At 67.6% G+C, this 13278-nt stretch carries 13 protein-coding genes; 7 read left to right on the top strand and 6 right to left on the bottom strand.

Features of this window, described 5'->3' with window-relative positions; all coding sequences use genetic code 11:
* Position 1: 1 nt before the first annotated feature.
* On the bottom strand, positions 2-1318 hold the full coding sequence (locus GGR88_RS10275) for a hemolysin family protein (protein ID WP_167956126.1): 1317 nt from the start codon (positions 1316-1318) through the stop codon (positions 2-4).
* A 125-nt stretch (positions 1319-1443) separates the two neighbouring features.
* On the opposite strand from GGR88_RS10275, the gene GGR88_RS10270 reads away from it, so the two are divergent.
* Positions 1444-2136, top strand: a complete 693-nt coding sequence (locus tag GGR88_RS10270; RefSeq protein ID WP_425338481.1) for a YiaD family glycine zipper/OmpA-like lipoprotein — start codon at positions 1444-1446, stop codon at positions 2134-2136.
* Here the strand turns inward: GGR88_RS10270 and GGR88_RS10265 are convergent.
* Both GGR88_RS10265 and GGR88_RS10260 read right to left on the bottom strand, forming a co-directional pair.
* Positions 2130-2624 (bottom strand): nucleoside deaminase, encoded by a 495-nt coding sequence (locus tag GGR88_RS10265; RefSeq protein WP_245196813.1) that lies wholly within the window; start codon positions 2622-2624, stop codon positions 2130-2132. The two genes, GGR88_RS10270 and GGR88_RS10265, sit on opposite strands and share 7 nt — an antisense overlap.
* A 39-nt stretch (positions 2625-2663) precedes the next feature.
* Positions 2664-2888, bottom strand: a complete 225-nt coding sequence (locus tag GGR88_RS10260) for a hypothetical protein (protein WP_167954619.1) — start codon at positions 2886-2888, stop codon at positions 2664-2666.
* A 162-nt stretch (positions 2889-3050) separates the two neighbouring features.
* On the opposite strand from GGR88_RS10260, the gene rpmB reads away from it, so the two are divergent.
* Positions 3051-3335 (top strand): 50S ribosomal protein L28, encoded by a 285-nt coding sequence (rpmB, locus tag GGR88_RS10255; RefSeq protein WP_167954618.1) that lies wholly within the window; start codon positions 3051-3053, stop codon positions 3333-3335.
* Positions 3336-3442: 107 nt separating this feature from the next.
* Here the strand turns inward: rpmB and GGR88_RS10250 are convergent, their stop codons facing one another.
* On the bottom strand, positions 3443-4474 hold the full coding sequence (locus GGR88_RS10250) for an esterase-like activity of phytase family protein (RefSeq protein ID WP_167954617.1): 1032 nt from the start codon (positions 4472-4474) through the stop codon (positions 3443-3445).
* A gap of 269 nt (positions 4475-4743) precedes the next feature.
* On the opposite strand from GGR88_RS10250, the gene GGR88_RS10245 reads away from it, so the two are divergent.
* Positions 4744-5121, top strand: a complete 378-nt coding sequence (locus tag GGR88_RS10245) for a glycine zipper 2TM domain-containing protein (protein WP_167954616.1) — start codon at positions 4744-4746, stop codon at positions 5119-5121.
* A gap of 89 nt (positions 5122-5210) precedes the next feature.
* Here the strand turns inward: GGR88_RS10245 and GGR88_RS15315 are convergent, their stop codons facing one another.
* Positions 5211-5759 (bottom strand): hypothetical protein, encoded by a 549-nt coding sequence (locus tag GGR88_RS15315; protein ID WP_245196811.1) that lies wholly within the window; start codon positions 5757-5759, stop codon positions 5211-5213.
* A 116-nt stretch (positions 5760-5875) separates the two neighbouring features.
* Complete coding sequence (gene purD, locus GGR88_RS10235; protein ID WP_167954615.1) at positions 5876-7132, bottom strand: phosphoribosylamine--glycine ligase; 1257 nt, start codon at positions 7130-7132, stop codon at positions 5876-5878.
* Between purD and xseA the strand changes: the two genes are divergently transcribed.
* From xseA to GGR88_RS10215, 4 genes are all read left to right on the top strand, one after another.
* On the top strand, positions 7131-8567 hold the full coding sequence (xseA, locus tag GGR88_RS10230) for an exodeoxyribonuclease VII large subunit (RefSeq protein ID WP_167954614.1): 1437 nt from the start codon (positions 7131-7133) through the stop codon (positions 8565-8567). The two genes, purD and xseA, sit on opposite strands and share 2 nt — an antisense overlap.
* A gap of 42 nt (positions 8568-8609) precedes the next feature.
* The gene (locus tag GGR88_RS10225; protein ID WP_425338480.1) at positions 8610-8804 is read left to right on the top strand and encodes a DUF2093 domain-containing protein; all 195 of its coding nucleotides are present in this window, start codon (positions 8610-8612) and stop codon (positions 8802-8804) included.
* The gene (locus GGR88_RS10220) at positions 8804-9694 is read left to right on the top strand and encodes a M23 family metallopeptidase (protein ID WP_425338491.1); all 891 of its coding nucleotides are present in this window, start codon (positions 8804-8806) and stop codon (positions 9692-9694) included. The genes GGR88_RS10225 and GGR88_RS10220 overlap by 1 nt, the downstream gene beginning before the upstream one ends.
* 220 nt (positions 9695-9914) lie before the next feature.
* Positions 9915-12959, top strand: coding sequence for a TonB-dependent receptor domain-containing protein (locus GGR88_RS10215; RefSeq protein WP_209023370.1), 3045 nt, complete (start codon positions 9915-9917; stop codon positions 12957-12959).
* The last annotated feature ends 319 nt before the right edge of the window (positions 12960-13278 follow it).

Here is a 13278-nt window from a genome sequence, read left to right as displayed (position 1 = left end):
CTCAGACCGCCGGGTCGACGACCGGTTCGGCGAGCAGCTTGTCGATCTTGCGCCCGTCCATGTCGACGATCTCGAACCGCCAGCCCTGCGCGGTGAAATGGTCGCCGGTCTTCGGCAGCCGCTTCAGGACGGACAGCGCAAAGCCGGCTGCCGTGGCGTAATCGCGGTCGTCCGGCAGCGTCAGTTCCAGCCGCTCGGCAAGCGCATCGGCCGACAGCGATCCGGACACCAGCAGGCTGCCGTCCTCCCGCTCGACAACGTCCGGGTCGGTCGCGTCGTCGACGTCTGACGCGAAGCTGCCGGCAATGGCGATCAGCAGGTCGGTGGGCGTCACCAGCCCCTCGAAATGACCGTACTCGTCCTGGATCAGCACCATCGGCACTTCTGCCCGCCGGAGTGTCTCCAGCGCTTCCATCGCGCCCAGCTGGTCGGGGATGTGTGTGACCGGGCGCATCAGCGCGCGGGGCTCCAGCGGCCGACCATCGACCAGCGCGGTGGCGATGTCGCGCGCCTGGATCACGCCGACGATGCGGTCGACCGATCCTTCCGCCACCGGCAGGCGCGTGTGGCCGGTTCCCGCAAGCGCGGCGCGGATGTCCTCCGGCGTCGCTTCCACGTCGATCCAGTCGACGATCGTGCGCGGCGTCATCACCTCGCGCACGGGTCGGTCGGCCAACCGGACCACGCCGGAGATGATCGCGCGCTCATGCTCCTCGATCACGCCGGACTTGCTGGCCTCCGCGACGATCAGGTGCAGCTCCTCGGCCGTGACCTGGCTGTCATTCTCCCGCCCGATGCCGAGCAGGCGAAAGACGAGGCCGGTGGAAGCATCGAGCAGCCAGACGATCGGGCCGGCGACGCGGGCCAGCCACGACATGGGGATCGCCATGGCGGCCGCGATCCGCTCGGGCGACCGGAGCGCGATCTGCTTGGGGACGAGCTCGCCGACGATCAGCGACAGGTAGGTGGTGACAGCGATGACGACGCCGAAGCCCGCACCCTCGGCCGTGTCGGCAGGCAGGCCCAGCCGCTCGAGCCGCGCCGCGACCGGGCCGCCCAGGCTCGATCCCGAATAGGCGCCGGCCAGGATGCCGATCAGCGTGATGCCGATCTGCACGGTCGACAGGAAGCGGCCGGGATCCTCCGACAGGGTGAGCGCGACCCGGGCTCCGCGGCTGCCCGCCTTGTCGAGCGCCTGGAGCCGCGGCCGCCGCGACGACACCAGCGCCAGCTCCGACATCGCGAACAGCCCGTTCACGCCGATCAGCGCGACGATGATCAGAAGATCGAGCCAGGGAAAGGGGGGAAGCGGCTGCATGGCGCGGCGGCGGCTTTGCAGGCATTTCGGCTCCGACACAACAGCGATGTCGGATCGCATCCGGAACAAGGGTGCACGGGTGGCGGTTCTTGCCCGCAACATCATCAACCGCACGGGAGAGTTCCATGATCCGTCGTCCCTCCACCATGACCGTCGCCGCGCTGCTGGCGCTGGCGGGCACCACCGCGGCCTGCACCACCGATCCCGTGACCGGTGAGCGCCGAATCAGCCGCGCGGCGATCGGCGGCGCCGGCGGCGCGGTCGGCGGCTATCTGCTCGGCGACCTGCTGGGCGGCCGCAACGACCGGACGGAGCGGATCGTGGGCGCCGGCATCGGCGCGATCGCGGGTGCGGGCGTCGGCGCCTACATGGATCGCCAGCAGCGCGAACTGCGGGAGCGGACCGCCGGCACCGGCGTCGACGTGCGCCGCGAAGGCGACAACCTGGTCCTGAACATGCCGGCCGGCATCACCTTTGCGACCAACCAGTCATCGATCCAGCCGCAGTTCCGCACCACGCTCGATCAGGTCGCCCAGACGCTCAGCGAGTATAACCAGACCTATATCGACGTGTACGGCCACACCGATTCGACGGGCAGCGATGCCATCAACCAGCCCCTGTCGGAGCGTCGGGCCCAGGCGGTCGCCGATTATCTCAGCAGCCGCGGCGTGCAGTCCGCCCGCATCGCGACCCGCGGTTTCGGATCGACGCAGCCGGTCGCAAGCAACGACACGGAAGCCGGCCGTCAGGAAAACCGCCGGGTCGAGATCCGCGTGGTGCCGGTGACGGAGAACGACGTCCGCCAGTCCAACTACTGATCGTCGGCGGGCGCGGATCCGTCCGCGCCCACCCGCCGCTCCGCAAAGAAGCGGCGGAGCATCGCGGCCGATCGCTCGGCCCCGATGCCGCCATAGACCAGCGGCCGATGGTGGCAGGTCGGATGGGAAAAGACGCGGGCGCCGTGCGCCACGCCGCCGCCCTTCGGATCCTCCGCGCCGTAATGGAGCACCGCCAGTCGGGCATGGGCGATCGCGCCGGCGCACATCGCGCAAGGCTCAAGCGTCACGAAAAGCGTACAGTCGGTCAGCCGTTCCTGCCCCAGCGCGTCCGCTGCCCGCCGGATCGCGAGCAGTTCGGCATGGGCGGTTGGATCGGGCCGGCTGCGCGTCTCGTTTGCAGCCTCCGCCACGATCCGCCCGCGGTGGAGAATGACAGCTCCGATCGGGATTTCCCCGCACCTGCCGGCCGCCTCCGCCAGCGCCAGCGCGCGCTGCATGGGCGGAGGAAGGGGGAAGCCGTGGATCATCCCGCCGACGGAGCAGTCGGCGGGAGCGATGGCAAGACCTTATTGGCCGCCCTTGCGGACATCCACCACCGGCACCTCGACCGTCTTGTTGACGGTGCCCACCTCGACCTCGGGCGTGTCGACGTCGAACGCCGGCAGCTGCCCGCCCTCGATGGTCGGCAGCCGCGCTTCCTGCGTCTGCGTCACCGGGACCAGGCCGGTCGCGACGGCGATGATCGCCAATCCGACGATGATCAGCAGGATCAGCAGCAGGAACTTACGCATCGGTTCGGCCCCTTTCGGCACAGGTGCAATCGGCGGGCGAACGATCCGGCGATCGTTCCGGTTGCATGATGACCGCGTGCCCGACGGGATCGGTTGACGTCGGGCCGGTCAATCGTTAGTGGCGCACCTTTTCCGGGACACCCGAAACTCAGGACCAAGACCATGTCGCGCATCTGCGAGCTGACCGGCAAGGGCCGGCAGGTGGGGCACAATGTGAGCCACGCCAACAACAAGACCAAGCGCACCTTTCTGCCGAACCTGCAGAACGTGACGCTGCTGTCGGACGGGCTGGAGCGCGCCGTGCGTCTGCGCGTGTCGACTCACGGCCTTCGTTCGGTCGAGCATGTCGGCGGCCTCGACAACTGGCTGCTGAAGACGTCCGACGAGAAGCTGAGCCTGCGCGTGCGCCGGCTGAAGCGCGAGCTGGTCAAGAAGCAGGCGGCCTGAGCGTCGCCGGGCGCGCCCGGCCGCTCAATCCAAGGCCGTGATGGCGGCGTCGGCATGCGTGCTCCGGCAAGGGGCGCGGCGTGCCGGGCGCCGCTTTCGTGCGTTCGTCACGGCAGCAGCTCGAAGCGCATCAACAGAGTGCGTTCCACACTTTTTTGGTTGTCGTCGGACAGGATCCAGATGAACAGCCGGCCGTCCTCCGGCACAACCGCGATCCCTTCCATGTTGTCGACAGTGAGCGGTGCGGCAAGCGTCGCCACGCGCTCGGCCCTGAGCGCTCCACTCGGCAATGTTGCCGTATCGTAGATCGCGATCGCTGCCGAAAAGCCATCGGTGAGCGTCAGCCGACCATCGATCCTGCCGAAGCGGATGTCGGTGACGGACGCGCGTCGATGAAGCGCGATGATCCGGCCGTCGGGCAAGGCTGCCGCATCCGTGACACGGAAGCCGTCCGGCGGAGTGACGGCAATCGGCGTGGCGAGCGCTGCCGGATCGGTGGGGTCACGATCGAACAGGAGGGCGCGTCGGGCACCGGACGGGGTGCGGCCGCCTTCGGCAAAGACGAGCACGCGGCCATCCGGTAACCGCGCCATCGCCTCCGCACCGGCATTGTCGGGCCAGTCGGCCATCGACGCGGGCCGCGCGAGTGCCAGAAGGCGGCGGAACTCGGGATCGTAGCGGCCGATGGCGTTGGCACGTTCGAAGCCGACCAACCATTCGCCCGTCGCCGGATCGTGCGCCAGCGACTCGGCATCCCGCGATTCCTTCAGCCGCCCATCGCCCGGACCGTCGGTCAGATCGCCATGACGGACATCGCGTATGCCGCCGCCGCGATCGAGAGCGAAGCTGACCAGCGTGCCGCCGTCGCTGACCATCAGGAAGCGCCGACCGTGGGCGGCCAGCGCCGAGAAGCCACCGAAGGCCGGATCGGCCGATCGCAGCGCCCATGCCTCCCGCAGCAGGAGGCGGCCGACCTGCCGGCGATCCGGGTCGAAGCGGTCGAGCGGCACGGCATCCGCCATGATCGGCACGGCAGGGCCGAGGCGATCGCGTTCGCCGGGACGGGCGCGCTCGCCAACGAACAGCAGGATCATCGCAGCGGCGGCGAGGAAGCGGCGGCCGCGTTTCAGATCGTTCATCTCCGGCGCCGTCCCATGCCGCCTCATAACGACCTGCCGTCCGGGCGCGAGACGGCAAAATCGGGTCAAACGTCAGGGAAAGCGCGGCTTTCCGGAAGCACCCGCCCGGTAATCTCCATGAACGGGAGCTAAAATGCGCGTTCAGGGACGACTCAAGCGAATCACTCTAGAACCCAATTATCGACGAAGGCCGGGACGAACAGGGAGTTCTTCCAACAGCACTTCGCCGGTTGGACACGGTTTTCGATCTAGTATTTGGGAGTATCGTCATGCTGAAGCAGCTCACTCTTCTCGGTGCGGTCGTCGCGGCCTCGGCTGCGACAGTGGTTCCGGCAACGCCGGCGGCGGCCCAGGGCTATTACAACCGCGGCGACTATTATCGCGATTATGATCGTGGCGACCGCTACTACCGCGGTGACCGCTATCGGGGCGACCGGGCGCGCAACTATCGCGGCAACCGTTACGACAACCGCTATTGCCGCCGCAGCGACGGCACGACGGGCACCATCATCGGCGCCATCGCCGGTGGTCTGCTGGGCCGCGAGGTTGTCGGTCGCCGCGGTGACCGGACGGCGGGTGCCATCGTGGGTGCAGGTGCCGGTGCCCTGGCAGGCCGCGCGATCGATCGGAGCGGCAGCCGCTGCTAACCGCTCCGCCAAGAGCTTCCCTCCTGTAGCTTAGCGAGGGGGGCGGGGGCCCGGGCCGAAAGGTCCGGGCCCCTTGCCGTGTCCGGGGTTCAGGCGGCGGGATCGATCTTGCCGAACGTGCGCTCGAATGCGCCGCGATCGTCGCCGGAAAGCAGCCGGGCCTGTTCGATCCAGCGATCCCGGGTGGGGCGGCCCTTGAAGGCGCCCAGCCGCTCGTCGACGCGCGCAAGATCGGCCTCCGTCCAGCGCGCGATCTGCGCATAGCGGGTGACGCCCAGGTCGGCGAGAAGCGCCGCGAGCTTCGGCCCCACGCCTTTCATCACCGTCAGATCATCGGGCGGGCCGTCGCTGTCGGCAGTGTCTTCCGCACCGGCAGAGGGCGCGTCCTCGATCACCACGCGCGCTTCGTCGATCAGCGGGATGGAGGGCGGCACCACGTCGAGCGGTGCGGCCTGCGGGATCACCAGCACGGGAGGAACGGCCTGGTCCGCCGGACCATCCGGCTCAGGATCGCGCGACACCTCATGTGTGCGGGTCGATCGATCCAGCGTCTCGCCGCCGCCGCGGCGGGTCAGCAGGACGAGCCCAATGACGGCAAGCACCGCCACCAGCAGGATCAGCCACCAATAATCGGCCATGTGTCAGCTCTCCGTTTCAGTCGGGCCGGCGCGTGCCGGTGCCGGATGCCATAGCATCCCGGCACCCGCCGGCGCTGTCGAGCACCTAAGTTCGCCCGCCTGATTCCGGATCACGCTCAGCGCTGGATGGCGCGCCAGCCGATGTCGCGGCGGCAAAAGCCGTCGGGAAAGTCGATCATGTCGACAGCCTGATAGGCGCGGTCCCGCGCGGTCCGTGCATCGGCACCGGTTGCCACGACACACAGGACGCGGCCGCCGCTCGCGACCACACGGTCCTCCAGCGACCGTGTTCCCGCGTGGAACACGGTCGCGCCGGTTGCCGCCGCCGCTTCCAGCCCGCCGACGGTGCCGCCGGTCCGCGGTGTTCCGGGATAACCGTCGGCGGCGATCACCACGCCAAGCGCCGTCTCGTCGGAAAAGCGGGGCGTCGGAAGGGCTGCCAGGCCGCCGGTCGCGCAGGCATGGAGGATGGCCACAAGATCCCCCGCGACGCGCGGCATCAGCACCTGCGCCTCCGGATCGCCGAAACGGACATTATATTCGATCAGCTTCGGCCCCTCTGCCGTCAGCATCAACCCGGCGTACAGCACGCCGACGAAGGGCGTGCCGGCGTCCGCCAGGGCGCGAACGGTGGGCTCCACGATCTCGCGCATCGCCCGCAGCTCCAGTTCGGGCGTGAGCACGGGGGCGGGGCTGTAGGCCCCCATGCCCCCGGTGTTTGGCCCGGTGTCGCCGTCGCCGACGCGCTTGTGGTCCTGGGCGGTGCCGAACGGGATCACGGTGCTGCCGTCGCTCAGGGCGAAAAGGCTCGCCTCCTCGCCGACCAGGCATTGCTCGATCAGCGCGGCGCCGGTGCCGTCGGCGAACAAGGCTGCCACCGCTGCATCCGCCTCGGCGCGGGTGGCGGCGACGACCACCCCCTTGCCTGCGGCAAGGCCGTCCGCCTTCACAACGACCGGAACGCCGAACCGGTCGAGCGCCGCTGCCGCCGTGTCGGGCGATGTCGCATAGACGGCGTCGGCGGTCGGAATGCCGTTGGCCACCGCGATTTCCTTGGTAAAGGCCTTTGACCCTTCCAGGCGTGCCGCCGCCGCGGACGGCCCGAACACCGGAACGCCGGCCGCGCGCAGGCTGTCGGCAAGCCCGTCCACCAGCGGCGCTTCCGGCCCCACCACCACCAGCCCGATGGATTCCGCCCGTGCAAAGGCGGTGACGGCCGCATGATCCGCCGGATCCAGCACGACCAGTCGGGCGTGATCCGCGATTCCCGGGTTGCCGGGCGCGGCGAAAAGCTTGCCCAAGGAGGGCGATTGCGCCAGTTTCCAGGCAAGCGCGTGCTCACGCCCGCCAGAGCCCAGCAGCAGGACATTCATGGACGATCCCCTTATCGACGCCGCGCGCCGGCTGTTAGCCGAGGGGACGGCGGGCAGCAATTCGGCCGCGATCAGCGTGTCCGAACTCTCGCAGGCGTTGAAGCGCACCGTGGAGGACCGCTTCGGCCATGTCCGCATCCGGGGTGAGGTGTCCGGGTGGAAGAAGGCAGCGTCGGGTCACGCCTATCTGACCTTGAAGGATGAGGACGCCTGCATCGACGCGGTGATGTGGCGCAACGCGGCGGCACGGCTCGCCTTCCGCCCCGAAGACGGCATCGAGGTGATCGCGACGGGCAAGCTCACCACCTATCCGGGCCGATCCAAATATCAGCTGGTGATCGACACCATGGAGCTGGCCGGGGAGGGCGCGCTGATGCTCCTCCTCGAAAAGGTGAAGGCGAAGCTCGCGGCCGAAGGGCTGTTCGCGACCGATCGCAAACGGCCTTTGCCCTTCCTGCCGCGCGTGATCGGCGTCGTCACGTCCCCGACGGGCGCGGTGATCCGCGATATCCTTCACCGGCTTGAGGATCGCTGCCCGACGCGCGTGATCGTCTGGCCGGTCCAGGTGCAGGGGCAGGGCGCGGCCGAGCAGGTGGCCGCAGCGATCGCCGGCTTCTGCGCGCTTCCCGAAGACGGCGACATCCCGCGACCGGACCTCTTGATCGTGGCGCGCGGCGGCGGTTCGATCGAGGATCTCTGGGCCTTCAACGAGGAGCCGGTGGTGCGCGCCATCGCGGCGGCGACCATCCCGCTGATCTCCGCGGTCGGGCACGAAACGGATACGACGCTGGCCGACCACGCCGCCGATCGCCGCGCGCCGACCCCCACCGCCGCTGCCGAGATGGCGGTGCCGGTGAAGGCGGAGCTGGAGCGGACGCTGGCGACGCGTGGCCAGTCAATCGAACGATGCGCGCGCCGCTATGTGGCGCGCGGTGCCGAGCGGCTGGCGGCGGCGTCGCGGCTGATGCCGAGCCTGCCCGGACTGCTCGATCCGCAGCGCGAGCGGGCGGCCGCGGCGGCCGCACGGCTCGATCGGGCGCTTGGGCGCCGGGTCGCGGATGCGCGCGGCGACCTGGCGCGGGCAGGTGGTGCGCTGCGGCCGCCCTTGCTGCGGCAGCGCGTGGCGCTGGGGCGCGACCGGCTGGCGCGGGTCGGGCTGGAGCCGAGGCTGCTGCTGCGAAGCGCCGCACGCGCGCACGAGCGGCTCGACAGGCTGTCGCGCCTGCTCGCCTCGCTCGATCCGGATCGCCCGCTCGCGCGCGGCTTTGCCCGGGTGATGGCGCGCGGAGCGCTGATATCCAGCGCCGGACAGGCGCGCGATGCCGGCGCCATGCTGCTCCATTTCGCCGATGGTGAGGTGGCGGTGCGGTCCGACAAGGCGCCGGCGCCGCGGCGGTCCGCTCCCGCGGCATCGGACCAGGGCAGCCTCCTGTAAATCGCGGATCAACCTGGGAAGGCCGATACCAACACCATGCTGATGACCAATGCCGAGCGACCCGCCCGGCTCGCCTACCTCCCCAATGGCTTTCGCGTGATCTCGCCCGGCAGCCACATCGTCTGCGCGCGGACGGGCATGCCGGTTCCGCTCGACCGCTTACGTTATTGGAGCGTGGAGCGGCAGGAAGGCTATGGCTCTGCCGAGGCCGCCGTCGACGCGATGTGCGGCCGATGATGCGCGGGCTGTCAGGCGCGATCCTGCTGGCGCTGCTGGGTGGGTGCACGGCCATTCCCCGCAGCCAGCCGCCGGTGACCGCGCCGCCGCCCGTGCCGGTGGTGCGGGCCACCGAGCCGCCGGAGCGCGCGCGCTTTTCCTTCGAAGGCGCGTTGCAGCAGGGCGGACTGGTGATCGGCACCGCGCCGAGCGGAACCGCCGCGCTGTTCCTGGACGGGCAGCCGGTGCCGCTGGCGGCGGGCGAGCGATTCCTGATCGGCTTCGACCGCGACGCGGGGCCGAGCGCGCGTCTCACGGCCCGGCTCGCGGATGGGCGCACGATCACCGAGCCCCTGACCGTCCGGCCGCGCGCCTGGCGGATCGAGCGCGTCGATATCGCGCGCGGACCCAGCCGCCCCGATCCGACCTACCAGCGGATCCGCGCGGCCGAGGTGGCGCGGATCGAGGCGGCGCGCGCGATCGAAAGCCCGGTCAACGGCTGGCTGCAGCGCTTCGCCTGGCCCGCGACGGGCCGGATCAGCGGCGTGTTCGGTTCGCAGCGCATCTACCGTGGGGAGCCCGGCGCCTATCACTCAGGCGTGGACATTGCCCGCCCGACCGGCACCGCGATCACCGCGCCGGCCGACGGCGTCGTCGTGCTGGCTGCGGACCGGCCGTTCAGCCTGGAAGGCAATCTGCTGATTGTGGATCACGGCATGGGATTGAACAGCGCGTTCCTCCACCTGTCGCGGATCGACGTTCGCGTCGGCCAGCGCGTCGGTCGCGGACAGCTGCTCGGCGCGATCGGCACCACCGGTCGCTCCACCGGACCGCACCTCCACTGGGCACTGAAGTGGCGCGACGCCCGCGTGGACCCGCAACTGCTGGTGCCGCCGATGGAGGGGAACTAGCTCCCGTTCCTACGAAAGGATCGTTGGCGGCCTTACGAGCCGCCTCAATGTTGCAAATTGGCGACAGTTTAAAGCAATATGGTGCTTGAGAGCGCGCCCCTCTTTCGGGCGCTCCCAAGATCATGCATTTCCCTGCCCCTGACAAGGCGCACGATGCCTTGCCGCTTATTGCGTCCATTGCTTGCTTGCTGATGCATTGGCGAAGAAAAAGGGGTTTTCCATGGTTAATTCGACCTTGAAGCATGCTCTGCGGGCCGGCAGCGCGCCGGTGGTGCTTGCGCTTGCGATGTTCTCTGGTTCCGCGATGGCGCAGGAAACCACCCTTGGTTCGCAGTCGAGCCAGGCGCAGACCACCGCGCAGAGCGAAGAAGCGCGCGCGGCGGCTGGTCTTGCCACCAGCACCGGTCCGAGCGAGGACATCGTGATCACCGGCTCGCGCATCGTGTCGCCGACGATCACGTCGGTGTCGCCGGTGCAGGTCGTGTCCGACGTCGCCATCGACCAGGCCGGCGTCACCAACATTCAGGAACTGTTGCTTGAAAGCCCCGTGTTCGGCGCGCCTGGTCTCAGCCGCACCAACTCGGCCTTTCTGACCTCCGGCACCGGCGTTGCCACGGTCGACCTCCGCAACCTCGGCAGCGATCGCACGCTGGTGCTGATCAACGGCCGTCGCGTCGTGTCGGGTCTGCCGGGTTCGGCCACCGTTGATACGAACGTCATCCCGGTGCAGTTCATCCAGCGTATCGACGTTCTGACGGGCGGCGCGTCGTCGCTCTACGGCTCGGACGCTGTCGCGGGTGTCGTCAACTTCATCTACAAGGATGATTTCGAAGGCGTCGAGGCGAACGCGCAGTACGGCCTGACCGAGCGTGGCGACGATCGTCGTTATCAGGCGAACATCACCGCGGGCGGCAACTTTGGCGACGGCCGCGGCAATGCCATGGTGCACTTCGGCTACTCCAACGAGGGTGGCGTGCTGTCGCGCAATCGTGAGGGTACCTTCCTCGACGACATTGACACCTTTGCTGGGATTACTGGCGATCCGGCCGATTTCGGCGTGCCGACCCAGCCGTTCCTGTCCGGCTTTGCGCCGCAGGGCCGCTTCATCACGTCCGGTGGCAGCTTCACGTTCAATCGCAACAACCAGCTGATCACCGGCTTCTCGAGCAACGGCACCGCAACGCGTGCGCCGGACGGCTTCAACCGTCAGTTCTTCCGCACGATTGCCGTGCCGGTCGAGCGTTACCTGTTCGCGGCACGCGTGAACTATGAGGTCACTGACGGCATCAGTGTCTTCGGTGAGGGTACGTATAACAACACCAGCTCTTCGCGTGAGATCGAGCCGTTCCCGCTTTCATCGAACGGCATCGGCGGCATCTTCCCTGACGCAACCGGTGCGGTTCCGCTTCAGACGCTCGTCAACGGCGTGCTCATCCGCAACCCGTTCGTGCCGGACGCCATCTTCAATGCCTCGACGGACACAAACGGCGACGGCATTCGTGATCTGCAGTTCGCACGTCGCCTGTCGGAGTTCGGCACCCGTAACGGTTCTACCACTCGCGACTTCTACCGCTTCGTGGTCGGCGTCGAAGGCACCCTGTTCGACGACAAGTTCAACTGGGACCTCAGCTACAACTATGGTCGCACCAGCGAATCGCAGCAGTCCAATGGTCAGGTCAACGTCCTGAACTTCCGCAACGCACTGTCTGCGATTCCGCGCAGCGCGCTGGGGGCCCAGTTCGCTGGAGACAACACGCCGGTCTGCGCCGATGCGGGTGCTCGGGCGCAGGGCTGCGTTCCGATCAACATCTACGGTTTCAACTCGATCTCGCAGGCGGCGATCAACTACATCGCGGCTGATCAGACCTTCCAGACCCGCATTTCCCAGCAGGTCGTCCAGGGCAACCTGTCCGGCGTGCTGTTCGATCTGCCCGGCGGTCCGCTCGGTATCGCGGTGGGTGCGGAATATCGTCGTGAGACCAGCAACGAGAACAACGACGCTCTGACCAACGCCGGCCTGAATGCCGGCAACGCTCTCCCGGACACCTCCGGCGCGTTCGAGGTCAGCGAGCTCTACGGCGAAATCAACGTCCCTCTGATCTCGGAAGGGTTCATCAACTATTTGGGGCTGCGTGGGTCCGGTCGAGTTTCTGACTACTCGACGATCGGCACCGTCTACAGCTACAGCGGCGGTGTTGAGTTTGCGCCGATCGAAGCGATCAGGTTTACCGGCACCTACGCTCGGTCGGTGCGGGCGCCCAACATCGGTGAGCTGTTTACGGGCCCGTCGCAGACGTTCCCGACTGGTTTGCAGGATCCCTGCGTTGGGATCGGTGCAACCGGTGGCGGTACTCGTGGCGACATCTGCCGCGCGTCGCCGGGTGTCCTTGGCAACATTGCAGCAAACGGTGTTTTCACGCTTAACCAGGCGGATATTCAGGGCATCAGCGGCTTCAACAGCGGCAACCCGAACCTGCAGGAGGAGAAGTCCGACTCCTACACGGCTTCGGTGACGATCAATCCGCGCTCGGTTGATTTCCTGCGGAACGTCGTCCTGCGCGTCGACTACTTCAACATCAACATCGACGACGCGATCGTGACCCCCGGTCGGGCCTTCATCCTCGATCAGTGCTTTAACCAGAACAACCAGGACTTGTGCTCGTTCATCAGCCGTCGTCCTAACGCAACGGCAATCAACAGCTCGGGTTCGATCGAGTTGATCAACGTCGGCGCAATCAACGGCGGCGAGTTCTCGACCGAGGGTCTGGACGTCACGCTGACCAACAGCATTCCGCTCGAGGGCATTGGCGTTGGTGGTAACCTGAACGCGCGGGTAGTTTACACGCACGTGTTCAGCCTGGACACGGTGCCGTTGCCGGGCGCGGATGTTGATCCGTCCGCTGGCGAAGTCGGTGCTGCGAAGGATCGCTTCACGGCGTCGCTCGGCTATTCGAACGATGAGTTCACGCTGAACTTCACCGGCACCTATCTCGGCCGGTCTTCGCTCGATGATCAGTTCCTGGCTGGCTATGATCTGGAGCCGGGCGCCATCAAGATCCCGGCCGAGTTCTACCTGGACGCCCAAGCGTCCTGGCGGGCGTCCGACAATTATGAGTTCTACATCGGCGCGGACAACCTCCTCGACAATGGTGCTCCGCTGATCCTGTCGGGCGTCTCCGGCAACACAACCGGAACCGACACCAACGCGTCCGTCTACGACGTGTTTGGCCGTCGCTTCTATGCGGGTGCTCGCCTGCGCTTCTAATCTTCGGCATTAAGCAAGAAGGGGCGGCCTCTGCGAAGAGGCCGCCCTTTTTTGTTGCCCGCATACCCGAAACCAAGGTTTGGCTCGCGCGATCGCAGAGGCTGGATCACCTCGCGGCGTGAGCGTCTCGCAGGCACAGGTGAGGCACCTACGAATATGTTCCACGCTTCGCGAAAAGAGTTGTTAACTCACGTTGCAGAGTGTTGCTGAAATATTACTGTGGCGGATGAATGCGTTAGGTTGATGCAGTTGAGGCTGTCTTGCCTCCGCAGAAGGGTTTCATACTCCCGCTGTCCCGTTTCGGGTCGCTGAAGAACCA

The organism is Sphingomonas jejuensis (assembly GCF_011927695.1).
GTDB classification, from domain to species: Bacteria; Pseudomonadota; Alphaproteobacteria; order Sphingomonadales; family Sphingomonadaceae; genus Sphingomonas_K; species Sphingomonas_K jejuensis.
Note: the sequence above shows the minus strand (reverse complement) of the source record. Positions and strands in the feature narration are given on the sequence as shown.

What these genes read in the sequence shown, in the direction of transcription:
- GGR88_RS10275 (WP_167956126.1), bottom strand. Translation starts at nt 1,318, where the DNA reads ATGCAGCCGCTTCCCCCCTTTCCCTGGCTCGATCTTCTGATCATCGTC.
- GGR88_RS10270 (WP_425338481.1), top strand. Translation starts at nt 1,444, where the DNA reads ATGATCCGTCGTCCCTCCACCATGACCGTCGCCGCGCTGCTGGCGCTG.
- GGR88_RS10265 (WP_245196813.1), bottom strand. Translation starts at nt 2,624, where the DNA reads ATGATCCACGGCTTCCCCCTTCCTCCGCCCATGCAGCGCGCGCTGGCG.
- GGR88_RS10260 (WP_167954619.1), bottom strand. Translation starts at nt 2,888, where the DNA reads ATGCGTAAGTTCCTGCTGCTGATCCTGCTGATCATCGTCGGATTGGCG.
- rpmB (WP_167954618.1), top strand. Translation starts at nt 3,051, where the DNA reads ATGTCGCGCATCTGCGAGCTGACCGGCAAGGGCCGGCAGGTGGGGCAC.
- GGR88_RS10250 (WP_167954617.1), bottom strand. Translation starts at nt 4,474, where the DNA reads ATGAACGATCTGAAACGCGGCCGCCGCTTCCTCGCCGCCGCTGCGATG.
- GGR88_RS10245 (WP_167954616.1), top strand. Translation starts at nt 4,744, where the DNA reads ATGCTGAAGCAGCTCACTCTTCTCGGTGCGGTCGTCGCGGCCTCGGCT.
- GGR88_RS15315 (WP_245196811.1), bottom strand. Translation starts at nt 5,759, where the DNA reads ATGGCCGATTATTGGTGGCTGATCCTGCTGGTGGCGGTGCTTGCCGTC.
- xseA (WP_167954614.1), top strand. Translation starts at nt 7,131, where the DNA reads ATGGACGATCCCCTTATCGACGCCGCGCGCCGGCTGTTAGCCGAGGGG.
- purD (WP_167954615.1), bottom strand. Translation starts at nt 7,132, where the DNA reads ATGAATGTCCTGCTGCTGGGCTCTGGCGGGCGTGAGCACGCGCTTGCC.
- GGR88_RS10225 (WP_425338480.1), top strand. Translation starts at nt 8,610, where the DNA reads ATGACCAATGCCGAGCGACCCGCCCGGCTCGCCTACCTCCCCAATGGC.
- GGR88_RS10220 (WP_425338491.1), top strand. Translation starts at nt 8,804, where the DNA reads ATGCGCGGGCTGTCAGGCGCGATCCTGCTGGCGCTGCTGGGTGGGTGC.
- GGR88_RS10215 (WP_209023370.1), top strand. Translation starts at nt 9,915, where the DNA reads ATGGTTAATTCGACCTTGAAGCATGCTCTGCGGGCCGGCAGCGCGCCG.